The 21,445-nt window shown below is 54.5% G+C and carries 22 protein-coding genes and 1 tRNA gene; 12 read left to right on the forward strand and 11 right to left on the reverse strand.

Going from position 1 to position 21,445, the window contains the following annotated elements; translation table 11 throughout:
- Position 1: 1 nt before the first annotated feature.
- From rapZ to ETHHA_RS06835, 10 genes are all read left to right on the forward strand, one after another.
- The gene (gene rapZ, locus ETHHA_RS06790; RefSeq protein WP_013485238.1) at positions 2–859 is read left to right on the forward strand and encodes an RNase adapter RapZ; all 858 of its coding nucleotides are present in this window, start codon (positions 2–4) and stop codon (positions 857–859) included.
- 44 nt (positions 860–903) lie between these two features.
- The gene (gene whiA / locus ETHHA_RS06795; protein ID WP_041687315.1) at positions 904–1,806 is read left to right on the forward strand and encodes a DNA-binding protein WhiA; all 903 of its coding nucleotides are present in this window, start codon (positions 904–906) and stop codon (positions 1,804–1,806) included.
- 80 nt (positions 1,807–1,886) lie between these two features.
- Entirely contained in the window at positions 1,887–5,411 is a 3,525-nt protein-coding gene (locus ETHHA_RS06800) for a DNA polymerase III subunit alpha (protein ID WP_013485240.1), read from the forward strand.
- Between the two features lie 117 nt (positions 5,412–5,528).
- Entirely contained in the window at positions 5,529–5,720 is a 192-nt protein-coding gene (locus tag ETHHA_RS06805) for a hypothetical protein (protein WP_013485241.1), read from the forward strand.
- Positions 5,721–5,822: 102 nt separating this feature from the next.
- Positions 5,823–6,797, forward strand: coding sequence for a 6-phosphofructokinase (pfkA, locus tag ETHHA_RS06810; protein ID WP_013485242.1), 975 nt, complete (start codon positions 5,823–5,825; stop codon positions 6,795–6,797).
- Positions 6,798–7,182: 385 nt separating this feature from the next.
- Positions 7,183–8,019, forward strand: coding sequence for a sulfide/dihydroorotate dehydrogenase-like FAD/NAD-binding protein (locus ETHHA_RS06815; RefSeq protein WP_013485243.1), 837 nt, complete (start codon positions 7,183–7,185; stop codon positions 8,017–8,019).
- 65 nt (positions 8,020–8,084) lie between these two features.
- Complete coding sequence (gene gltA / locus ETHHA_RS06820) at positions 8,085–9,488, forward strand: NADPH-dependent glutamate synthase (protein ID WP_013485244.1); 1,404 nt, start codon at positions 8,085–8,087, stop codon at positions 9,486–9,488.
- A gap of 224 nt (positions 9,489–9,712) precedes the next feature.
- Positions 9,713–10,687 carry an L-lactate dehydrogenase gene (locus tag ETHHA_RS06825; RefSeq protein ID WP_013485245.1) on the forward strand — a complete coding sequence of 325 codons (975 nt, stop codon included), beginning with the start codon at positions 9,713–9,715 and terminating at the stop codon, positions 10,685–10,687.
- Between the two features lie 7 nt (positions 10,688–10,694).
- Positions 10,695–11,438, forward strand: a complete 744-nt coding sequence (locus tag ETHHA_RS06830; protein ID WP_423219399.1) for a metallophosphoesterase family protein — start codon at positions 10,695–10,697, stop codon at positions 11,436–11,438.
- Positions 11,439–11,782: 344 nt separating this feature from the next.
- A tRNA-Arg gene (locus ETHHA_RS06835) sits at positions 11,783–11,859 on the forward strand.
- Positions 11,860–12,051: 192 nt separating this feature from the next.
- On the opposite strand, the gene ETHHA_RS06840 is transcribed toward ETHHA_RS06835, so the two are convergent.
- The 6 genes from ETHHA_RS06840 to ETHHA_RS16215 all read right to left on the reverse strand — a co-directional run bounded on the left by ETHHA_RS06840 (position 12,052) and on the right by ETHHA_RS16215 (position 16,616).
- Positions 12,052–13,446 carry a site-specific integrase gene (locus ETHHA_RS06840; RefSeq protein WP_013485247.1) on the reverse strand — a complete coding sequence of 465 codons (1,395 nt, stop codon included), beginning with the start codon at positions 13,444–13,446 and terminating at the stop codon, positions 12,052–12,054.
- 25 nt (positions 13,447–13,471) lie between these two features.
- Entirely contained in the window at positions 13,472–13,684 is a 213-nt protein-coding gene (locus tag ETHHA_RS15090; protein ID WP_013485248.1) for a helix-turn-helix domain-containing protein, read from the reverse strand.
- Between the two features lie 683 nt (positions 13,685–14,367).
- Positions 14,368–15,165, reverse strand: coding sequence for an IS21-like element helper ATPase IstB (istB, locus tag ETHHA_RS06845; protein ID WP_013485249.1), 798 nt, complete (start codon positions 15,163–15,165; stop codon positions 14,368–14,370).
- A complete protein-coding gene (gene istA, locus ETHHA_RS06850; RefSeq protein ID WP_156793972.1) occupies positions 15,162–16,277 on the reverse strand; it encodes an IS21 family transposase in 1,116 nt (371 codons plus the stop codon). Before istA ends, istB begins: the two co-directional genes overlap by 4 nt.
- On the reverse strand, positions 16,196–16,381 hold the full coding sequence (locus ETHHA_RS16060) for a hypothetical protein (protein WP_120366429.1): 186 nt from the start codon (positions 16,379–16,381) through the stop codon (positions 16,196–16,198). Before ETHHA_RS16060 ends, istA begins: the two co-directional genes overlap by 82 nt.
- A 109-nt stretch (positions 16,382–16,490) precedes the next feature.
- The gene (locus ETHHA_RS16215; RefSeq protein ID WP_278244197.1) at positions 16,491–16,616 is read right to left on the reverse strand and encodes a hypothetical protein; all 126 of its coding nucleotides are present in this window, start codon (positions 16,614–16,616) and stop codon (positions 16,491–16,493) included.
- An 88-nt stretch (positions 16,617–16,704) separates the two neighbouring features.
- On the opposite strand from ETHHA_RS16215, the gene ETHHA_RS06855 reads away from it, so the two are divergent.
- A complete protein-coding gene (locus tag ETHHA_RS06855) occupies positions 16,705–16,974 on the forward strand; it encodes a type II toxin-antitoxin system prevent-host-death family antitoxin (RefSeq protein ID WP_013485250.1) in 270 nt (89 codons plus the stop codon).
- Entirely contained in the window at positions 16,971–17,285 is a 315-nt protein-coding gene (locus ETHHA_RS06860; RefSeq protein WP_013485251.1) for a type II toxin-antitoxin system RelE/ParE family toxin, read from the forward strand. The genes ETHHA_RS06855 and ETHHA_RS06860 overlap by 4 nt, the downstream gene beginning before the upstream one ends.
- 9 nt (positions 17,286–17,294) lie before the next feature.
- Here the strand turns inward: ETHHA_RS06860 and ETHHA_RS06865 are convergent, their stop codons facing one another.
- The 5 genes from ETHHA_RS06865 to ETHHA_RS06885 form a co-directional block, all read right to left on the reverse strand.
- Complete coding sequence (locus ETHHA_RS06865) at positions 17,295–17,645, reverse strand: hypothetical protein (RefSeq protein WP_013485252.1); 351 nt, start codon at positions 17,643–17,645, stop codon at positions 17,295–17,297.
- Positions 17,646–18,348: 703 nt separating this feature from the next.
- Positions 18,349–19,119 carry an ABC transporter permease subunit gene (locus ETHHA_RS06870; protein ID WP_013485253.1) on the reverse strand — a complete coding sequence of 257 codons (771 nt, stop codon included), beginning with the start codon at positions 19,117–19,119 and terminating at the stop codon, positions 18,349–18,351.
- Positions 19,116–20,030, reverse strand: coding sequence for an ABC transporter ATP-binding protein (locus ETHHA_RS06875; RefSeq protein WP_041687320.1), 915 nt, complete (start codon positions 20,028–20,030; stop codon positions 19,116–19,118). Before ETHHA_RS06875 ends, ETHHA_RS06870 begins: the two co-directional genes overlap by 4 nt.
- Complete coding sequence (locus ETHHA_RS06880; protein WP_013485255.1) at positions 20,030–20,230, reverse strand: PLDc N-terminal domain-containing protein; 201 nt, start codon at positions 20,228–20,230, stop codon at positions 20,030–20,032. Before ETHHA_RS06880 ends, ETHHA_RS06875 begins: the two co-directional genes overlap by 1 nt.
- Positions 20,227–21,348: a helix-turn-helix domain-containing protein gene (locus tag ETHHA_RS06885; protein WP_013485256.1), complete on the reverse strand. Its 1,122-nt coding sequence runs from the start codon at positions 21,346–21,348 to the stop codon at positions 20,227–20,229. The genes ETHHA_RS06880 and ETHHA_RS06885 overlap by 4 nt, the downstream gene beginning before the upstream one ends.
- Between the last annotated feature and the right edge of the window lie 97 nt (positions 21,349–21,445).

Here is a 21,445-nt window from a genome sequence, read left to right on the forward strand (position 1 = left end):
AATGGCCATTGTGATCGTAACGGGGGTTTCGGGGGCAGGCAAATCGCGGGCCGTCAATGCGCTGGAGGATATCGGGTTTTACTGCGTGGATAACATGCCGCCCGCGCTCATCCCGAAATTTGCGGAGCTTTGTCTGCAGACGAACGGGAAAATTCAGAACATGGCAATCGTGACCGATGTGCGCGGCGGCACGTTGTTCAACAGCCTGTTCAGCGACCTGGAGGAACTGCGCAAGCAAGGAGGGGATTATAAGATCCTGTTCTTAGACGCGGACGACGCGGTGCTGATGCGACGGTTCAAGGAGACCCGCCGTCTGCACCCGCTCTCCAAACCGGGCAGCACCATCCAGGAGGCACTTTCAGCCGAGCGGGAGATCCTGCGCCCCGCGAGGGAACGGGCGGATTATATCATCGACACCAGCAACCTTTCACCTGCTCAGTTGAAGCAGCGGCTCACCGTCCTTTTCCTGGGCGACAAGAAGACGGGGCTGGTAGTCAACTGCATGTCGTTCGGCTTCAAATACGGCCCGGCGACCGAGGGCGATCTGGTGTTCGACGTGCGCTGTTTCCCTAATCCGTTTTATGTGGATACGCTCAAGAACCTGACCGGTCTGGACGCAGCCGTTAAGGATTTTGTTTTTTCATCGGATGCGACCTGCCAGTTTCTGGTCAAGCTGTTCGATATGATTGACTTTTTGCTGCCCCATTATATCGAGGAGGGCAAAAGCCAACTTGTCGTCGCCATCGGATGCACGGGCGGCAAGCATCGCTCGGTGGCCATCGCGGAAGCGCTCTACCGGCATCTATTGGAAAAGGGTGTACGCGCTGCTGTCAACCACCGCGATATCCAGAAAAACTAAACGGATCGTGCATGGAAATATGGCAGATACAGGGTGGAAAAAGGTTGTCCTACGCGCATGATGTGAAAATGGAACTTTGCGATCAGGTTCCGCAGGATGAGAACGGGCGGCGCGCGCAGGCCTATGGTCTGCTGCTGTTCGGGCGGCATTTCGGGCCAAAAGGGATCTCGCTGCGTACCGAGCACGCATGTGTGGCGAAATGCTGCGCTTCGTTGCTAGGTGCGCTGTTTTCCGTGCATCCGGTTCAGCAGATGCGTGCGCGGGCAGACGGTAGGGCGTATATGGAACTTTCCGTGCAGCCTCCGGCCAAAGCCGTGGAGATGTTTGTTTCCTTCGGATACGACGTGCATACGGTTAGTTTGCGCATCAACCGCGCCAACATCGAAACCGAGGAGAATGTGCGCGATTTTCTGCGCGGTGCGTTTCTCTCCTGTGGCTCGGTGGTGGACCCTGAAAAAGATTACCATCTCGAATTTGTGACGTCCCACCTCAATCTGGGCAAGGACCTCACCTGCCTGCTCGAGGAACAGGGGTTTGAACCCAAAAATATCTGGCGCGGCGGAAAATTCATCGTGTATTTCAAGGATAGCGGGCAGATCGAGGATATCCTCACCTATATGGGCGCTGTCCGACAGTCGTTGGAACTGATGAACATCAAGGTCTATAAGGATCTGCGCAACAAGGCCAACCGCGTGACCAACTGCGAGACCGCCAATATCGACAAGACGGTGAACGCCGCGGCCGCACAGGTGGCGGCCATCAAAAAACTGATGGAGACGCACGGCTATGAGCAGTTGCCGGAGGAACTGCGCGAAATGGCGCGCCTGCGGCTGGCACACCCGGATATGTCACTGCGGGAACTGGGTACGCTGCTTGAACAGCCGCTCAGCCGGTCGGGAGTCAACCATCGGCTGCGGAAGATCGTGGAATTCGCAAACAATCGGTAGGAAACAGCCGCCGGTGATGTGGAGCCTTCAGGCACCGCATTGCGCGGCGGTTATGGATATCATGGCGGAAGGAACGGTCAATGTCCGGTTTTGTTCATCTGCATCTGCACAGCGAATACAGTCTGCTGGACGGCGCCTGCCGCATCGGCGACATTCCCGCACGCGCCAAAGAGCTGGGGCAGGCGGCTGCGGCCATCACCGACCACGGCGTGATGTACGGCGTCATGGATTTCTACAAGGCCGCCCGCAAAGCGGGCGTTAAGCCGATCATCGGCTGCGAGGTCTATACGGCGGCGCGCACCCGGCACGACAAGCAGTATCACCCGGATGCATCGCATGGGCACCTGGTGCTGCTTTGCGAAAACATGCAGGGTTACCGCAACCTCATCCGGCTGGTCTCGCAGGCGTTCATTGACGGCTTTTACGGCAAACCGCGGGTGGATTGGGATCTGCTCACCCAATACCATGAGGGGCTCATCGCCCTTTCGGCCTGCCTCTCGGGCGAGGTGCCGAAACTCTTGCTGGCGGGCAACGAGGCGGGCGCGCGCGCAAAGGTGGAAGCCTATGCCGCGTTGTTTGGCGAGGATCACTTTTATCTGGAATTGCAGGATCACGGCATGCCCGAGCAGCAGCGGGTGAACGCGGGCCTGCTGGAAATCGCGCGCGTGTCCGGCCTGCCGCTGGTGGCAACCAACGACGCGCATTATCTGCGCAAAGAGGATGCTTATCTTCAGAAAATGTTGCTCTGCATCCAGACCAACCGCACGGTGGACGAACCGGGTGTGGGATTTCCGACGGATGAATTCTATATGAAGTCTGAGGAGGAAATGCGCGCGCTGTTCCCGCAGGTGCCGGAAGCGTGCGACAATACCGTCGCCATTGCCAAGCGGTGCAATGTGGAGTTCACGTTCGGCAAGACCATCCTGCCGCATTTCGAGGTGCCGGGCGGGCAGGAGCACGGTGCCTATCTGCGCGGCATGGCCGAGCGTGGACTGGCCGATAGATACGGCCCGCAGCCGGATGACACCGTGAAGGAACGGCTGGATTACGAACTGGATGTCATCACGCGCATGGGATATGTGGACTATTACCTCATTGTCCACGATTTCATCCGTCATGCCAAAGAGGCCGGCATTCCGGTGGGGCCGGGGCGCGGTTCGGGGGCAGGCAGTCTGGTGGCGTATTGCGTCGGCATCACGGGCATCGACCCCATGCGCTACCACCTGCTGTTTGAGCGCTTCCTGAATCCCGAGCGCATCAGCATGCCGGATTTTGACATTGATTTTTGCTATGAGCGGCGGCAGGAGGTCATTGATTACGTTGTGCGGAAATACGGCTCCGACCATGTGGCGCAGATCATCACGTTCGGCACAATGGCGGCCCGCGCTGCTATCCGCGATGTGGGCCGCGCGATGGGGGTACCCTATGCCGAGGTAGACCGCACGGCCAAAATGGTGCCGGCCGAGCTGGGTATGACCATCGCAAAAGCGCTGGAACATTCCGAGGATCTGCGTACCCGGTATGATGCCGATGAAACCGTGCGTCGGCTGCTCGACACCGCCAAAGGCTTGGAGGGCATGCCCCGCCACGCCTCCACCCATGCGGCGGGCGTGGTCATCACGCGCGACCCGGTAGACAGCTATGTGCCGCTGCAAAAAAACGACGAGTCTATCGTTACCCAGTTCACCATGACCACGCTGGAAGAACTGGGCCTACTTAAGATGGATTTCCTGGGCCTGCGCACGCTCACCGTCATCCGCTATGCGGAAAACCGCATCCGCGAACAGTATGTGCCGGATTTCTCCATCGAGCAGATTGCGCTGAACGACCATGCTGTCTACGACATGCTCGGGTCAGGGAACACCGAGGGGGTGTTCCAGTTTGAATCGCCGGGCATGCGGCACACCATTATGGAACTGGGCCCGGAGCACATGGAAGACCTCATCGCGGTCATCTCCCTGTTCCGTCCCGGCCCGATGGAATCCATTCCACGCTATATCGAGAACCGCCACCATCCTGAAAAGGTCGCCTACCGGCATCCGCTTCTGAAGGATATCCTCGATGTCACCTACGGATGCATTGTCTACCAGGAGCAGGTGATGGAGATTGTGCGCAAACTGGGCGGCTATTCCTACGGGCGGGCCGACTTGGTGCGGCGCGCCATGGCCAAGAAAAAAGCGGCTGTCATGCAGCAGGAGCGAGATCACTTTATTCACGGCCTGCGGCGGGAAGACGGTACGTTCGAGTGTGTGGGTGCGGTGCGCAACGGCGTGGACGAATCGACTGCCAACGCAATCTTTGACGAGATGAGCAGTTTTGCATCCTATGCGTTCAACAAGTCTCACGCCGCGGCCTACGCGCTCGTGTCCTACCAGACAGCGTATCTCAAATGCCATTATCCAAAGGAATATTTCGCGGCGCTGCTCACCAGCGTGCTGGAAAACTCGGCGAAAGTGTCGGAATACATCAACGAATGCGTGCGGCTGCACATCGGCATTCTGCCGCCGGATGTGAATGAAAGCATGAACGGTTTCACCGTCAGCGGAAATAACATCCGATTTGGACTGGACGCGGTCAAGAACCTCGGGCGGGGGTTTATCCGGTCGCTGGTGCGGGAGCGGGCGGAAAACGGCCCGTTCGCATCTTTCCGTGACTTTGTCCGCCGGGCGCTACCGTATGATCTCAACCGCCGGATGCTCGAAAGTCTCATCAAATGCGGCGCGTTCGACAGCCTGCATTATAAACGCCGCCAACTGATGCTTGGCTACGAAGCCCTGCTGGCACAGGAAGAGACCACGCGCAAAAACAACCTTTCCGGGCAGGTGAGCCTGTTCGGCACGCCCGCCGCTCCCACGGACAAACAGGAAAACTTGAAAGATGCAGAGGAATTTGCGCCCCGTGAGCGTTTGGCATATGAAAAAGAAGTGCTCGGGTTTTATCTCACCGGACACCCTGTGGAACGGTATCGCGCGGCCATCCGCAGGCTGAAGCTTCCGTCGGTCGGTACAATTCTGGAACATGAGGAGCACATATCGAACGATGCGGATGGCACGTCCGTTTCGCTGGCGGGCATTGTGCAGTCTAAACAAACCAAGATTACCAAAAACAATGAGACAATGGCTTTTTGCACGCTTGACGACGGCAGCGGGACCATCGAACTCATCGTGTTCCCCCGGGTGCTGGAACAGTTCCGGCCGCTGTTTGAGCCGGACAGCGCCGTTATTGTGTCCGGGCGGGTCAGCATCCGCGAGGACGAGCCGCCGAAGCTGCTGTGCAATCGGGCCGAGCCGCTTGTACGGAACCAAACGGGGGAGGACACAGGTGTGGGAGCAACGAAAAACGAACGGCATGGCCTGTTTCTGCGTGTGCCTTCGCAGACCAGCAAGCTGTTCCGACGCGCGGAGAACGTGATGGCCGTGTTTGACGGCACATTCCCGCTGTACGTTTATTTTGAAGACAAACACAAGCTTACGCTTGCGCCCCAAAAGCTTTGGGTAAGCGTCAACGATGTGCTTCTTGACGAACTCAGGGAGATTTTGGGGGAAGAAAATGTGCGCCTGTGCCCTGAAAATGGTTGCGAAACGGCCGCCAATGGTTTATCATAAACCTATATTGGGTATTCATGCGCTTACAAGCGGTATTTTTCCAATGGTTTCTGAGAGGCAGATCGGGCAAAATACCAGTGCTGTTGCATGGTGTCGCCTGAATCGGAGGGTATTTGGATGTGGACTGTGATATACATGGCTCAAACGAAGGAGTCTGTATTAAAAGTTCAAGAGCTGCTGTCTGCGGCAAATTTGGCCGTTCGTGTCCGGCCGGTGGGCGGCGGCGCGGAAGACGGGTATTTTGAAATCCTGGTTCCGGAAACCGAGGCGCAGCTTGCACATACGATTTTAATCAAAAACGGGTATTGACACGGGTTCGAATGCCTGTATAATAAATGTGGCATGTCCAATACCAGAACAGTTGTTTATCACTTGCGGCGGTGCCGTATATGAATAGGGGGTTTCTGTAGAATGGCAGACTTGAATAAGACGATTGGCGTATTGACGAGCGGCGGGGATTCGCCTGGCATGAATGCGGCCATCCGCGCCGTTGTGCGTACGGGCATAGCGAAAGGCCTGCATGTGGTCGGCATCAAGCGCGGGTATAACGGCCTGATCACCGGCGACCTGCTCGATATGGATTTGCGTAGCGTATCCGATATCATCCATCGCGGCGGCACGGTATTGTATACCGCCCGCAGCCCGGAATTCAAGACCGAAGAAGGCATGCAGAAAGCCATCAAGGTCTGCAAAGAGCACAACATCGCCGGTATCGCCGTGATCGGCGGAGACGGTTCGTTCCGCGGCGCGTCCGACCTTTCCGAACGCGGCATCCCGTGCGTTGGTATCCCCGGCACCATTGATAACGACATTTCTTCCAGCGATTACACCATCGGGTTCGATACATCCGTTAACACCGCAATGGAAATGGTCGACCGCCTGCGTGACACCACCGAATCACACGACCGCTGTAGTGTGGTGGAAGTGATGGGGCGTCGGGCGGGTTGGATCGCGCTGGATACGGCAATCGCCGTGGGTGCCACCGCCGTTCTGGTACCGGAGATCGCGTATGATGTGGAAAAAGAGCTGGTTCCCCGTATCCGTGAGATTCAGAAGACGGGCAAGAAGCATTACATAATTATTGTGGCCGAAGGCGTCGGCCATACGGCCGAGATTGCAAAATTGGTCGAAGAAAAAACGGGCATCGAAACGCGTGCCACGGTTCTTGGCCATGTGCAGCGCGGCGGTTCTCCGACGGTGCGTGACCGTGTGGTCGCTTCACAGATGGGTTATCACGCGGTGGAACTGCTTGCGGCGGGTATCGGCAACCGGGTCGTTGTCATGAAAGACAGTAAGATCGTGGATTATGATATTTATGAAGCCCTGAAGATGGTCAAGCCGTTCGACAAGAATCTGTATGACATTTCCAACACCATCAACATCTGATTTTGGTTTTTGACATCACTCCGCGGGGTGATGTTTTTTATACCCGAAAACCCATCCATGTGGAAAAGGTCTGCCATGTCATGTTTTGCGCCCAATTCCAGCATGATCGGGCTTGTAACTTTGCAAAAAAAGTATTATCATAATATAGGTCTGCAACCCGCAGATGCGGCCCTGTATTGTGTAAGAAATTGCATTTGTGCGGTCGGGAAGAGTACGGAGCTCAACGCCGCAGGGCAATATCGGTTTAGCGCTGCCCTTCGAGGGTGGCGCTAAACCCGTGTATGCCGGCCGCAAAAGGCTTCGTTTAGCACGCTTACAGATTGGACCAGGATATTTAGTTCCACGGGTTTCCATCCTGTATAAAAAGATTCAGTAGGAGAGTGCCATGTTTAAAATTGTTTCGAAAAGGGTTTTAAATCCCACCGTTACCTTGATGGAGATTGAAGCGCCTTTTGTCGCCAAAAAAATCCAGGCCGGTCAGTTTATCATTCTCCGCATCGATGAATATGGCGAGCGCGTGCCGTTCACGGTGGCGGATACGGATGTGGAAAAAGGCACTGTCACGATCATTTTCCAGATCGTCGGAAAAACCACAAAAGAACTCAGCCGGCTGAACGCCGGAGATTCTTTAAGGGATTTCGTTGGTCCGCTTGGCAGGCCTACTGAGCTTGAAGGCGTCAAAAAAGCGGCCGTCATCGGCGGCGGTCTTGGCTGCGCCATCGCCTACCCGCAGGCGAAGCATTTGTTCCAGTCCGGTGCGCATGTCGATATCATTGCCGGTTTCCGCAGCAAGGATATCGTGATCCTGGAAGACGAAATGAAAGCGGTTTCCAACAGGCTGATCATCTGCACCGACGATGGTTCCTACGGCAAAAAAGGCTTTGTGACCAACGCGCTGGAAGACGAGATCAAAGCCGGCGCGGATTACGACTGCGTGATTGCCATCGGGCCGCTGCCGATGATGAAATTTGTTTCGCTGCTCACGAAGAAATACAACATCCGTACGATCGTCAGCCTCAACCCCATCATGATCGATGGGACGGGTATGTGTGGCGGCTGCCGTGTAACGGTGGGCGGAAAAACCAAATTTGCGTGCGTGGACGGTCCGGACTTCGACGGCCATGAAGTGGATTTTGACGAAGCGATGAAACGTCTTGGCACCTATAAGGCAGAAGAGCACGCGGCGCTGGATCACTACTGCAAGCTGAACAATCTGGTGTGATTGCCGGTTGTTGGCTGTCGTTTCCGTTTCAGAGAGAATACTGCGCGCGGCGCATGGAGGTTATTATGCCGAATATGAATAAAAGCAAGCTGCCCGCTCCCGAGCAGGCGCCTGATGTACGTATAACGAATTTCGAGGAAGTGACCGGCACCTATACTGCGGAAATGGCGCGGGAAGAAGCTCAGCGCTGCCTGAACTGCAAAAACCGTCCCTGTGTGGAAGGCTGCCCGGTGAATGTCCAGATCCCGGAATTCATCAAACTGATTGCCGAGGGTGACGACGAAGGCGCCTATGCCAAGATCAGCGAAACCAACGCATTGCCGGCCGTGTGCGGCCGTGTCTGCCCGCAGGAAACTCAGTGCGAAGGTAAATGTGTGCGCGGCATCAAGGGCGAGCCGGTCGCCATCGGCCGTCTGGAACGTTACGCGGCGGATACGCACCGCGCCAAGGGCGGTGCGGCGCCGGCGGTGCCAGCATCCAATGGTCACCGCGTGGCAATCGTCGGTTCCGGCCCTGCGGGCTTGGCCTGTGCCGGTGCGCTGGCACAGCTCGGCTATGAAGTCACCGTTTACGAGGCGTTCCATACCCCCGGCGGCGTGCTGATGTATGGTATTCCGGAATTCCGTCTTCCTAAGAGCATTGTGGCGCAGGAAGTGGAAAACCTGACGAAGATGGGCGTGACCATCAACACCAACTCCATCATCGGTCGGCTGTTTACCATTGAGGAGCTCATCAACGAGATGGGTTATGAAGCAGTGTTCATCGGTTCCGGCGCGGGCCTGCCCCGTTTTATGGGCATCCCGGGCGAGGGCCTGGTTGGTGTGTATTCCGCCAACGAGTTTTTGACCCGTGTTAATCTGATGAAGGCATACAAAGAAAACTACGATACGCCGATCAAAAAGTCGCATCGTGTGGCCATCATCGGCGGCGGTAATGTGGCAATGGATGCGGCGCGCAGTGCCAAACGCTTGGGTGCTAAAGAAGTGTATATTGTTTATCGCCGCTCCGAACACGAGCTGCCAGCTCGTGCCGAGGAAGTCCACCACGCCAAAGAAGAAGGCATCATTTTCAAATTCCTGACTTCTCCGGTGGAAATCCACGGTGATGAGAACGGTATCGTTCGTTCTATCGAATGCGTGGAGATGGAACTGGGTGAGCCGGATGCTTCCGGCCGCCGCCGCCCAAAAGCTAAGGAAGGTTCCAATTTCGAAATCCCGCTGGACAGTGTTATTATGGCGATCGGCACCACGCCCAATCCGCTGATTACCGCCACCACACCGGGCCTTGACGCCAATTCTCACGGCTGCATTGTGGCGGATGAAGACGGCAAAACGACTCATAAAGCCGTGTATGCGGGCGGCGATGCCGTAACCGGCGCGGCTACGGTCATTCTGGCCATGGGTGCCGGCCGTCAGGCTGCCCATGCGATTGACAAATATATCAAGAGCAAGGTTGCGGTGGCCAAATAACGGCAAACGCAGCGGCATGTCAACAGCAGTGGAGCTTTCGAGCTGCACTGCTGTTTTTTGTGACCATCCGAATTTCTTGACAGAGCATACATGCAGCGGTATAATTTTTCATAGATTTCTTGCAAATCAAAAGCAAAGGCGCTGGGCGTTTTTGCTTTTTTCATTGAAAAATCTGTATGCCGGTGCAATCGTATATAACAGGATATCCGATAAAGGAGAGCGATATGCGGTCTATCAACAATAAAGTGGTTGTCATCGGGGCCGGTATGGTGGGCGCTGCGGTGGTGGACGCCATGTTGTCTCTGTGTTTGGTGTCCGAGATCGCGGTTATTGATCGCAATGTGCAGCGCGCCGAGGGAGTCGCATTGGATGCAAGCCACACCACTTCGTTTGCCTATAGTCCGAATGTGCACGTGCACGCCGGCACCTTTGCCGATTGTGCGGATGCGCAGATCGTGGTGATTGCTGCCGGCACGAGTGTACAACCTGGAAAGGTCGTGCACGACCGCTTGTCTTTGGCTGCCTCCAACGCTGCCGTCATACGCGACACGATGGCGGAGATTTGTCCATATACGACCGATGCGGTTCTGATCGTTGTCAGCAATCCGGTCGATATTGTTACATATGTGGCGCAGAACGAATTCAATTATCCACGCGATCATATCATCGGCACGGGCACTCTGCTGGATACGGCTCGCCTGCGCAGGCTGATTGCCGAGGAATACGCGGTTGATACCAAGAATGTGCATGGCTATATCCTTGGGGAACACGGCGACACGGCATTTGCTGTATGGAGCATGGTTTCCATTGCGGGCGTGTCGCTGCCGGATGCCGCACGTATCTTCCGTCGGCCGGTGCATTTGGACAGGGAAGCGCTTGTGCGTGAAGTGAGGCAGGCTGGCTATCACATCGTGCAGCTAAAAGGTTACACAAATGCAGGCGTAGCCAACAGCGTGGGCCGCATTGCCAAAGCGGTCATGCTGCACGAGCGTAGCGTGCTGCCCGTGTCCACTACTCTGACCGGAGAATACGGTATCCATGATGTGGCTTTGAGTCTGCCGTGTGTCATCACGGATCAGGGGATTGGCCAGGTCTTGGAGATCCCGCTTTCTCCGGAGGAACAGGAGCAGATGCATCAATGCGCGGAACGCCTGCACACCGTTCTGCAGCAGCTGGATATTCTACCAAGCGGGCACTAGAAAGGAAGTGAGCAATTTGGACAGGATCGCCGTTATTTCGGATATTCATGGGAACCTGACGGCTCTGGAGGCCGTTCTGGACGATATCAGGCAGCGCGGTATCCGACGTATCATCTGTTTGGGTGATCTGGTTGGAAAGGGCCCCAGAAGCGTGGAAGTGCTGTATCGGTGTATGGAAGTGTGTGAGACCGTCGTGCAGGGAAACTGGGACGATTTTGTCAGCCGGGACAACTTTGAGCCTTCTGTGTTGTGGTATCGGAATCAATTGGGGCGTGAAGGTTTGCTGTTGCTTCAAGGGCTTCCCGGTCAAACCACTTTTTTCCTGAGCGGGCAACTTGTGCGCCTGTTTCATGCGCACCCCACCAGCTTGTTCAAACGGGTGTATTTCAATGGGGCCATCGGGCAAAAAGAATCTATGTTTGAACCGCCTACATTGCCGGGTACGCTGGCAATCCCACAGGTTTCCGACCTTGTGGGGTATGGGGATATCCATCATGCCTACATAGAAAGTTTCTCTATGAAGACGTTGTTCAACTGCGGCAGTGTGGGTAACCCGCTTGACCTGACACAGGCTTCCTATGCCATTCTGGAAGGAAAACTGGGCAGCTGCAACGATGCACCCTACAGCATTTCTTTTTGCCGGGTGCAGTATGATATCGAACGGGAGATACGCATCGCGTCGGAAAGTGGCATGCCTTTTTTGGAGCCATATGTCCGGGAACTGCGTACGGCCAGATACAGCCGTTATTGATGCGTGTGCCCTGTCTGCCTTGACAGCCGCGGGCTTCGGATATATAATAACATGGTTGTGCATCGTCCCCCGAATCGTGCTTTAACACCTGTCTTCGCAGTTTGGCCGGATAAAGCGCGGACATATCAAGCGGGCGGGACTGCCTAACAAAATCCAATCATAACAGAATATATTTTTTGCATGTCTCCGTAGCTCAGCTGGATAGAGCACGCGCCTCCTAAGCGGAAGGTTGTTCGAATCCATTAACCCACAAAATTTCATACGTCTTCGTAGCTCAGTTGGATAGAGCGCTCGCCTCCTAAGCGGAAGGTTGTTCGAATCCATTAACCCACAAAATTTCATACGTCTTCGTAGCTCAGTTGGATAGAGCGCTCGCCTCCTAAGCGAGAGGTCGGCGGTCCGAATCCGCCCGAGGACACCAGTTGTGCCGTAGAATCAAAGGGTTCACGGCACTTTTCTTTTGTCTGCATGTTTCCTGCAAGGCTGGAAACGATGGTGTCTCTGTGCGTCCCGGTAACCGATTTTTGCTAATTGGATTCGAACGGTTTTTGCACCCGTGCTAAGAATTTCAGCTTTTTTGCTAAGCGTGTTCGCAAACACGCTTGGAGCAGACTTAGCAGGGCTGATGAGGCGCTTGCTGTGCGGCGACCATGCGCGACAGGGATGTGAGCAAATCCGGCGACCGGGAAAGTTGTTCCGCGAGAGCTTGAACGTCCACGGACGGCTGTGCGGGTTCTGACGGTGCTTTGACTTCCCGCAGATCAGGATTTGCGTAAAAAGCATTTTCAAACTTCTGCGCATTGATTTTCCGATCCTCGTCCAAGATATGCGCGTAGATTTTTGTGATCATGTCGATCTCGGCATGGCCGGTGTCCCCTTGCGTCGCTTTCAGGTCGCCATGATTCAGCTTGAGCTTGTACGTCGTGCTGGAATGTCGCAGACTGTGAAATACGACGTTGGGCAACCCGGCGGTTTCCTTAAGCTTGGAGAATTCCTTCAGAATGATTCGGTCGTCGCAGGGGCGGCCGTTGGACTGCGCCACGACAAGGTTGAAGTCCTGATACTCGTCTCCCAGAAAACCTTTCATTTCTTCCTGCGATTGCCGCCATTTCCGTAAAATATAGGCCAGCGTTTTTGGAAGCCAGATTTTACGGATGCTCGTCTCCGTCTTGGGCTTTTTCAAAATCAGCCGCGTTTTCGTGTCGCAGAGCAGCGGCTTGAAAATATAGTAGATATCCCGCTCGCCCAGCATTTCGATGGCATGCTTGGATGCCCGCGTCAGTTCCTTGTCGATGTAGACGGAGGCATCGTCTTTGGCAATATCCGCATCTGTGATGTGGACGTTGTTCCAGGTCAGCCCCAAAATCTCGCCCATACGCAGCGAGCAGGCAAACGCCAAATTGATGGCCACATAAAGCCTGCTGTCCGTGCATGCATCGAGTGCCGTGCGGATCATCTCGGCCGTCCAGATTTCCCGCCGCTTATATACGGTTTTGGGCAAAACGGCATTCTTGAATGGATTTTTGCCGATGAGTTCCCAGCGGACGGCCTGGCCAAACGCGCAACTCAACAGCTTGATGATTTTCTCGATGGTTTTATCGGTCACATATTTCGTAGAGGGTTTCCGGGTCGGTGTGCTGACGCATGGCGTCTTTCGTAAGGTCTGGATGTATTTGTCCACCGCCCTTGTGTTGATCGACTGAATGTGCATGTCCCCGATGATGGGATCAATGTAGTTGCCGATTAAGGCGGTGCAGCCGTCATACATCGAAATGCCCCAACGTTTTTCACCGTAGGTTGAAACAAAGTCTTTCAAGAATTCGGTTACGGATTGTTGAACTGGCGGAATGTAGGTGCCGCTCAACAGTTGATTCTCCACTTCAGCTTTGCGCCGAATGGCTTCTTTATAGGTCGGTACGCTTTCCCACTTCTGCTTGGATTCACCGTTCTCATTGGTGTAATTGTAAACGATGGCATAGTTTTTCTTACGTTTGATGATGGAAGCCATACTGCATTCCTCCTGATTTGAGCAGTCATAAATTTTGGCTGTCCAACCACTCGTCAAAGGATTTTTTAGATACCCGTATGGACGTACCGATGCGTACAGTTTTGAAACAGCGCTGCTTTACCAGATGATACGCGGAGGATCGGCCAATGCCTAAAATAGAGGCGATGTCCTCAACCCTGTACGTTCTCCGGTTTGGGGCAGGCACGTTTCGAACACTATCGTTGACACCTTGATTCATAAACCCCTTCCTCCTTGTATTTCCCGATAGCGCGCTGCTTTGGTATCTTGCCCCTTTATTGTAAGTCGGCGCGCCATATGATGCAATGTTGCGACTGCGGGTGCGGTTTTCATCGGCATTACAGGAATGGGTTGGCTCCACAGATGCAGAGCCAGCCCATGATCTCTAATGCCGATGTTCTGCCGTATTTGCCACGCACCCCCGGCAGGGGCGTATTTCAGGCTGCGGCTGGCCCGCCGCATCATAGCTCCGCAGCACCGCGCCTTTGCCAAAGGCGGCGCATACCGCAGGGTTCCCCCTCAAGTCCGTGGGAGGCCGTGTGGAAGTATCATTGTGTCCGCGTGTATCGTCGCGCCCCGGCCTGCCACAGCCGGGTTGGAGAGCGCGTAGATTGCTTCGGCTTTCGCCATCTTCGCGCCGCCTCTCCTTCGCTTGCCGCTTTTGCAGCCACGCGGGAGTATGTACCTAAAATATGGGGTATTCAGTTGTCGAGGTACAACAGAAGGTTCTTGAAAAACTCCTTCTATTTATCGTGAGATGGAAAGACCCATTGTCACCCCCGTTTTACAGGTATTTTTTCATAAAGTTTCGAATGCTTTCCAAACTGTCAACGCCGATTTGAATTTGCAGGTTTTCGCCAGTTAAAAAATGCATGAAAACAGCGGTAAGGAAATGTTGAAAAATTAGTTTTGGCCCTGCTCGAAAAGGGTGTTGACGATGTGCTGCTTCTGCTTCATGTACTCCTTTCGCTCTTTAAGGCGATAGCTCTCACCCTTGATATTGACAACGGTGCAGTGGTGCAAAACACGGTCTAGGATTGCAAAGGCGATAGTGACGTCGGCGAAGATCTCATTCCATTGGGAAAAGGTCTTATTGGAGGTAAAGATCGTGGAGACTCTCTCATAACGTCTCGCAATCAGTTGAAAAAACAGATTCGCCCCCTGAATATCCATCGGGAGATAGCCAATTTCGTCAATGATGAGCATTTTGTACTTGCCCAGAGTTTTGAGCTTGTCCGGTAGTCTATTCTCAAAATGAGCCTTTTTGAGCTGCTCAATTAGGGTGTGGCAGTTGATGTAATAGGTGGAGAATCGATGCTTGGCGGCAACCAGCCCCAGTGCTGAGGCCAGATGGGTCTTGCCCACACCGGGCAGGCCGAGGAAGACGATATTCTCTCCGTTTTCAAGGAAACGCATGGTAGCCAGTTCTTCAATCTGGCGCTTGTCAATGGAGGGCTGGAAACTGAAATCAAAATCCTCCAACGTTTTTTTGATGGGAAATCCGGACATTTGCACCTGCTTTTCATAGGCGCGTCGCCGTTTTGACAATGCTTCCTCGGCAAAGATATGGTCGAGCACATCTACAACGTTGAGTTCGTCCTTTACAGCTCTTTCAAGATAATTGTCCAATATCTCCAGCGTGTTTTTCATCTTAAGGCTTTCGAGGTTTTCCCTGAGACGTTCCATCGTCAGTTCCGTCATAGCAGCACCTCGTCATACCGGTTCAAATCGTGTTGTTGGATAGGAAAGTCGATGACACTGTCGCCGTCCAGCAGGGTGTTTTCTGTATCAAGGGATTGCTTGACGGTCAGCCTGCGATAATGATGGGCATTGACGACCATGTCTTTTTTCTGGTAGGATATTCGGTGCAGGGCAATTTGCTTTCCTTCATAGTAGACAGCAAGCACGTTGTCCAATGCTACGACTGCCACATCTTCGCCGGCGTATTCCGATGGCACGGAATACTGATTACCGCCGTACGAGATGAGGCAGTCTTTTTGTACCCGGCGCAGATTGATTTTGTCGATGATATATTCACGTTTAAGAGGGTTAAGGCCCTCTTTTTTTAGTCTCTCGAAGGGAATTTCATTTGTTGTGGCGTGGACTTTCCCATTGACCTTATTACACCATGCGAGAGCCTGGCCATTGAGGTCGTCAAGTGAAGAGTACTTGATGCCAATCATGAAATTATCCCGTACGAACTGTACCGTGCGCTCTATTTTACCCTTTGTCTGGCCTCGGTATGGCCGGCACAGCATAGGCTTGAACCCATAGAATCCGGCGAAATCCTCAAACTGCCGGTTGAGGGTACTGTCTTCCTGCTTCAGCAGCCGTTTGATGACGACCTGCTTCATGTTGTCATACAGAATTTCCTCCGGGTAACCGCCTAAATACCGGAACGCGTTGGCATGGCAGCGGATCAGAGTGTTGGTACTCATGTCGGTCACAAACTCTATGTACCATGTCCGCGAGTACCCCAAAATGAACAGAAAACAGTACAGCTTTTTCAGCTTCCCATCCTCCGGCACGGTGTGATCCTCAAAAAACGCCCAGTCCATCTGCCCTTGAAGTCCCGGCATCGTTTCAAACCGCACCGTTGCTTTCTCGTCCAACTGTTCCTTCTTGTTTCGCACGTATTCCCGCACGATGCTGTGCCCACCCTCGAAGCCCTGCTCCTGAATTTTCTCCAGTATCCGCTCCGCTGAGTACGGCGCTTCCTCCAGCCATACCGTTATCTGCTCCTTGTAGGGGTCCAGCTTCGACGCTTCGTTGCGCTCAGGCTGTATACCGGTCGCGCCTCGCTCTCGGCGTATTTCTTCGCCGTCCTCGGGTCAATGTTGTACTTGCGCGCTATCTCTGTGTAGCTCAGTCCTTTTTGCCGGTCGCTTCGGATATCCATCCGGTTTGCTCCTTCCATTTTTGACACCCTTTCCGCCTGCTGCTTAACAGACAGATTTGAGTGTACCATATTGCATCCCTTTCCGCTGCAAACCTACATTTTTTGACCGGCGTTTTTCTTCATTTTATCACTGGCGCTGACAGTACTCATGGGGGCCGGTGCGCACCAACTCGTCCGGCTCATACCGCCTAAGATACGAGAGCAAGTCCCACTCCTTGGCGCGGGCAATCTGCTCCTTGCTGACGCCGGGCAAATTTTTCACCTTCTCAAAAAAGGTTGTAATTCTATCAATATTTGCGTATAATATTGATATGTTGAATTGCAGAAAGGGGTGAAGTTTTATGCCGCGTATTCAACCGAGTTCTGACTTGCGGAACAAATACAACGAAATCTCTGCGTTTTGCCACGAATACGACGAGCCCGTCTACATCACCAAGAATGGGCAGGGCGATCTGGCCGTCATGAGCATTGAAACCTATGAAAAACTGGTCGGAAAATTTGAACTGTATCACCTGCTGGACGAAGGGATGGACGCCGCCAAGCAGGGGCGAACGATTCCCGCGTCGGAAGCGTTCGACCGGGTCTTTCAAAAGCTGGATGAGCGCCCATGAGCACCTACGCCGTCCGCTTTACGCAGCCCGCCGCCGACGATTTATATGAGATCGCCCGATATATCGCGGACGAACTGCGCGAACCGCAAACCGCCCGCGCGCTGGTAAAAAGAATACAGGATTCCGTTTATGAGCTTGCCGAGCTGCCGATGCGTTATGCGGTCGTAGCGGACGAACGGCTTGCGGCGCTGGGCATTCGGAAAATGCCGGTCGAATCGTATCTGGTTTTCTACACAGTGGCGGAGGAGGCGCAATCGGTAACGGTTTTGCGTATCCTGCATAGTCGCCGCGAATGGGTCAACTGGCTGTGACAACGTTTCTTATCCGATACCGGCCACATGGTCGTCCATGATCTCGTAGAAATCCCGGAGAAAGCAATCCAAAAAATACGCGCGGGCGGTGGGGACGTTTCGCAGCGCCAGCAGCTCCGGGGCGAAACGGACGCGGAACGCGCTGTGCAGAATCCGCAGGACTTCAAACATCTGGTCATACCGCTTTTCCTCCTGCAAACGCGAAAGAAGGTTGAGCAGCAGGACGGCGATCTCGCTGTCGCCTTGCACTGTTTCCCAAAACACCTCGGCAAACGGCTGGGCGGATGCGCTGGCGAGCAGGATAAGCCGAACCTTCTCGGGCGGCAGGGGAACCTGCACATGAAAGTCTTCTTGATTCATTTTCTTTTCACCTTCTTTCCGGTATAAAAAAGCACCCGCTTTCACGGATGCTTCAAACGAAGTGCGCAGCGCGTCGGGGGTTTGGCAACTGCCTCCAGAGACGGCAAAAGGGCGTTCCGCACTTACGAAACGCCCTTAAAATACCGCTTTGCAGACGAGTGGTTGGACAGATTTAATGGGGGTTCTTGCTAAGAGCTTGCTAATTGGACTCGAAAATCTCAGCAAATATCCGGTAATATGCGACAGCACCGGATAACAGGCGAATCGACACAAATCCTTGTACCATGCGGGTTCACGGGCATTGCAAGATACCAGAACACACGATAGATTGTACGACACGGCGCACTCCTAAGCGCGGGGTCGGGCGTTCAAATCGCCCCGGGGACGCCAAAAGCCGTAAAGCAATATTTACGGCTTTTTTCTTGTGTTCTGAACCCCCTGTACGGAATTGTCCCCTCTTAAACGGCATTGCGCATCAAAACCACCGGTTGAACCGGCGGTTTGAACAATCCCTTGGCCTATCTCCTGCGATGTTGCCTTAAAAGGCGCATCGAATCGGTCTGGAAATCACACTTTTACCATGGGTTACCTCTTATTTTGTGGTGCCATGTTACAGGAAAAGCCTCCGATCGCCGTGCCCTTGGGGCGGCCGGAGGCTTCTTATGACCCAAACAAAGAAAGCAGGCGCTGCGCCTTTCTTGTGTTAGCTGCGTGTGCCGTTTTTTTGCAACAGAAGCACGCCGCATCCCAGACAGGCCGCGGTGCAAACGGCTGTAACCCACACTGCCGTCCAAAGGTTCTGCAGCGAGGCGGTTTTGGTGAGCAGAGCGGCGCTTTGCGAAGCAAGGGAGACCGGGTTTCCTGCCTGCAGTTTTGGAAACGCGTCCAGCGCCAGCAGGACGCCCACGATTGCCACGGCGAACAGCAGCCCGCCGTAACTGCCCGGGGCTGCGGCTCCGGTAAACAGCAAAAGTGCAAGCAGAAATGCACCGAACAGCCACAGGCAGAACAGAGCAAAAAACAGGTGCGGCGGCCCAAAATGGCTGAACAGGTACTGCGTATAGCCCACACAGGTAAGGGCGGAAAGCGCGTATCCGGCTGTCCAGATGAGCAGGGAAGACGCATATTTCGCCAGCACGACCGCGCCGCGGGACAGTCCTTTGGAAAGCGGGATGAGCAATGTGCCGCGTGCGATATCCTGGGAGAGAGCCGTACCGAAGATGAGCAGCAACACCACCAAACCCATTTGCCCGGTGTTTTTAAAAAACTGGCCCCATGCGTCCGCCGCTGTCGGTGTCGGAATGGTAATGGTCATGCCGGAAATGGACAGGTTTTTAAAAAGATCCGGCATCAGTTTAGCCAACAGCGGGCTGGTCATGCCAAACAGGAACAGAACCGCAAGCAAAATCGGCGCTTTGTAACTGCGAATCTGTTCCAGTAGTTCTTTACGGGCAAAAGCGGCAAATCCTCTCATTGCACGGCCTCCATAAAGACGTCTTCCAGCGTTGGCTCCAGCACCTCATATTTCAGGATGGGAAGCTGTTCACGCAGAAGAAAATTCAGCACGTTCGCGCCGTCCTGTTTTGCGTCAGCCAGACGGAGGGTAACGGTATCCTCCTCCGCCGACACGGCCGATACGAACGGCATCTGCCGGAAGAGGTCAAAAAAGCCGTCGGGAGGCGCGTCGAAAAGCTGGATGCGCACGGCATCCTGCCGGTGGCAGCCGCGAATCTCTTCCAGCGGGCCTTGCAGAGCGATCTTCCCGTCATCCAACACGGCGATGCGGTCACAGATGCGCTCCACGTCCGAGAGGACGTGTGTGGAAAAGAGCACGGCGGTTTGTTTGCCCGCAAGCGACAGGATATCCAGAATCTCTTTGCGGCCCACGGGGTCGAGCGCCGAGGTTGGTTCGTCGCAGATGAGCAGGTGCGGTTCGCCGAGTAAGGCCTGTGCGATGCCCAGCCGCTGTTTCATACCGCGGGAGAATCCCCGTATCTTCCGGTTTACACTGCCCAGCCCCACCAGTTCCAGCAGCTCTTTGGAATGCTCCCGTATCCTTGCGGGCGGCATCCCGGCAATCTGTCCGCAGAACCGCAGGTATTCGACAGGGGTCATATAGCCGTAAAACGCCGGCACATCCGGCAGGTAACCGATCAGTCGGTTGGTACGGGCATTGCCGTACCGCACCGGTTCGCCGCAGACGCGGATCTCACCTGCATCCGCCCGCAAAAAGCCGAGAACCAGCTTCATGAGGGTGGTTTTGCCGGCACCGTTTTTGCCGATGAGGCCGAAAATCGAACCCTCCGGTACGGAAAAAGTAACTTCCCGCAGCACCTGCAGGCTGCCAAAATGTTTGGATACACCTTCCAATTGCAGGATGTCCATCATTCGTCACCTCGTCCTATGGTAAAATACAGGATGGGTCCGATGATCTCCAGCACCAGCACCACAATGACCCAGAATATGCGGTTGCCAAAGCGATAGGTATTGTGGCGCAGCACGTGCACAAGCGCCATGACGGCCAGCGCCAGTTCGATAACCGCCACCGGGATCAAAAATGGAAGATACGACATCAGATGGTTCATCTCTTGTCACCCTCCCAATGCTCCAGCCGCCGTATGATCCGGCGGAAGCGGCTTTCGTCTTTCAGTGTTTGGAATGCCGGATTGCCGGTCACGGTCGTTTTCAGATCCCGGCAGATGAGTGCATTGCTGCGCGGCACATTTGTGCCGAGGTTCAGCGTTTGGAAATACGGCTCCAGGCGATCGAAAAAGGCGCTGCCTTTGAGCTTCAGTGGGAATACGTCTTTGCGCGACAACAGGTCCACATATGCTTCCAGCAGGTCAAGCGCGCGGTCGTTTTGGTGCAGCGCGGCATAAAGTGCGGCCGCCGTCAGGTAAAGGGTGAAGTACAGTCCGGGGTGCATATCTTGAAAATCGAACGTATCCCCGAGCGCGAGTGCCTTTTGCAGGCAGATGTCGATCTTTTCAGGCTCGTCCGCATAGCAAGTCATCAGATCCGGAAAAGCGCCAAACAGGCCCGCGGCGTTCTGATATAGATATTTTTGCAGCACGTCCTTTGCTTTGCCGGTTTCTCCCTGCATGGCGTAAGCTTTCGCGAGCAGTTGGTCTCCCGAGAGCGAAAGTTCTTCAATACCTTCCAGCAGTTTGATCGCCTCGTCCGGCTGCTGCAGGACCAATGCGCAGAACGCCCGCATTGAAAGCGCCTGTCTCGCAAGCCCCGTTTCGCCGCTTTCCCGCTCGACACGCAAAAACAGGCCGGATGCTTCGCGGTAGACGGCGGCCACCCGGTCTGGCGCACCTGCCAGCGGCGCGTGGTTGACGAGTAGCTGTGCCATGGCAAACAGCAGCCGGAAGCAGGCATAATGGGACTTTACCGCTTCTTCGCACCGTGCGTATACGGTGTCGAACGGCTCGTCGGCAAAAGCGTCGGCAAGCCGGATATACAGGCTTTTGACTTCTTCCACCGTCATCTGCGCCGCATACCCCAGCAGTTCGTCGACAGTCCGATTGAAATAGGCCGCGAGACGCGGGAGCAGCAGAATATCAGGGTAGCTCTGCCCGGATTCCCATTTGGAGACCGCGGGTTTTGATATTCCCAGATAGTCGGCCAGTTCTTCCTGCGTGACGCCTTTTTCTTTACGTAGACTGGCAATATTGGCGCCGATCTGGATCGTTTGCATGGTATCACCCTCTTTTCAAGGCTTATTATAGGGCGTGCCGATGCCGGATACAATTGAACCGTTGTTAACTTTCATGAAAAAAGTTAACCGCCGGTTT

The sequence above is a fragment of the Ethanoligenens harbinense YUAN-3 genome (assembly GCF_000178115.2).
Taxonomy (GTDB): Bacteria; Bacillota; Clostridia; order Oscillospirales; family Ethanoligenentaceae; genus Ethanoligenens; species Ethanoligenens harbinense.

Bases quoted from the DNA above. Each gene is read 5' to 3' on its own strand.
- ETHHA_RS16060 (WP_120366429.1), bottom strand. From the start codon at position 16,381: ATGGAAGGAGCAAACCGGATGGATATCCGAAGCGACCGGCAAAAAGGA.
- rapZ (WP_013485238.1), top strand. From the start codon at position 2: ATGGCCATTGTGATCGTAACGGGGGTTTCGGGGGCAGGCAAATCGCGG.
- ETHHA_RS06800 (WP_013485240.1), top strand. From the start codon at position 1,887: ATGTCCGGTTTTGTTCATCTGCATCTGCACAGCGAATACAGTCTGCTG.
- ETHHA_RS06855 (WP_013485250.1), top strand. From the start codon at position 16,705: ATGCCGCGTATTCAACCGAGTTCTGACTTGCGGAACAAATACAACGAA.
- pfkA (WP_013485242.1), top strand. From the start codon at position 5,823: ATGGCAGACTTGAATAAGACGATTGGCGTATTGACGAGCGGCGGGGAT.
- ETHHA_RS06870 (WP_013485253.1), bottom strand. From the start codon at position 19,119: ATGAGAGGATTTGCCGCTTTTGCCCGTAAAGAACTACTGGAACAGATT.
- ETHHA_RS06875 (WP_041687320.1), bottom strand. From the start codon at position 20,030: ATGGACATCCTGCAATTGGAAGGTGTATCCAAACATTTTGGCAGCCTG.
- ETHHA_RS06815 (WP_013485243.1), top strand. From the start codon at position 7,183: ATGTTTAAAATTGTTTCGAAAAGGGTTTTAAATCCCACCGTTACCTTG.
- ETHHA_RS06840 (WP_013485247.1), bottom strand. From the start codon at position 13,446: ATGGCTTCCATCATCAAACGTAAGAAAAACTATGCCATCGTTTACAAT.
- gltA (WP_013485244.1), top strand. From the start codon at position 8,085: ATGCCGAATATGAATAAAAGCAAGCTGCCCGCTCCCGAGCAGGCGCCT.
- istB (WP_013485249.1), bottom strand. From the start codon at position 15,165: ATGACGGAACTGACGATGGAACGTCTCAGGGAAAACCTCGAAAGCCTT.
- ETHHA_RS06880 (WP_013485255.1), bottom strand. From the start codon at position 20,230: ATGAACCATCTGATGTCGTATCTTCCATTTTTGATCCCGGTGGCGGTT.
- ETHHA_RS06805 (WP_013485241.1), top strand. From the start codon at position 5,529: ATGTGGACTGTGATATACATGGCTCAAACGAAGGAGTCTGTATTAAAA.
- ETHHA_RS06865 (WP_013485252.1), bottom strand. From the start codon at position 17,645: ATGAATCAAGAAGACTTTCATGTGCAGGTTCCCCTGCCGCCCGAGAAG.
- ETHHA_RS06860 (WP_013485251.1), top strand. From the start codon at position 16,971: ATGAGCACCTACGCCGTCCGCTTTACGCAGCCCGCCGCCGACGATTTA.
- ETHHA_RS06885 (WP_013485256.1), bottom strand. From the start codon at position 21,348: ATGCAAACGATCCAGATCGGCGCCAATATTGCCAGTCTACGTAAAGAA.
- ETHHA_RS15090 (WP_013485248.1), bottom strand. From the start codon at position 13,684: ATGAATCAAGGTGTCAACGATAGTGTTCGAAACGTGCCTGCCCCAAAC.
- ETHHA_RS06825 (WP_013485245.1), top strand. From the start codon at position 9,713: ATGCGGTCTATCAACAATAAAGTGGTTGTCATCGGGGCCGGTATGGTG.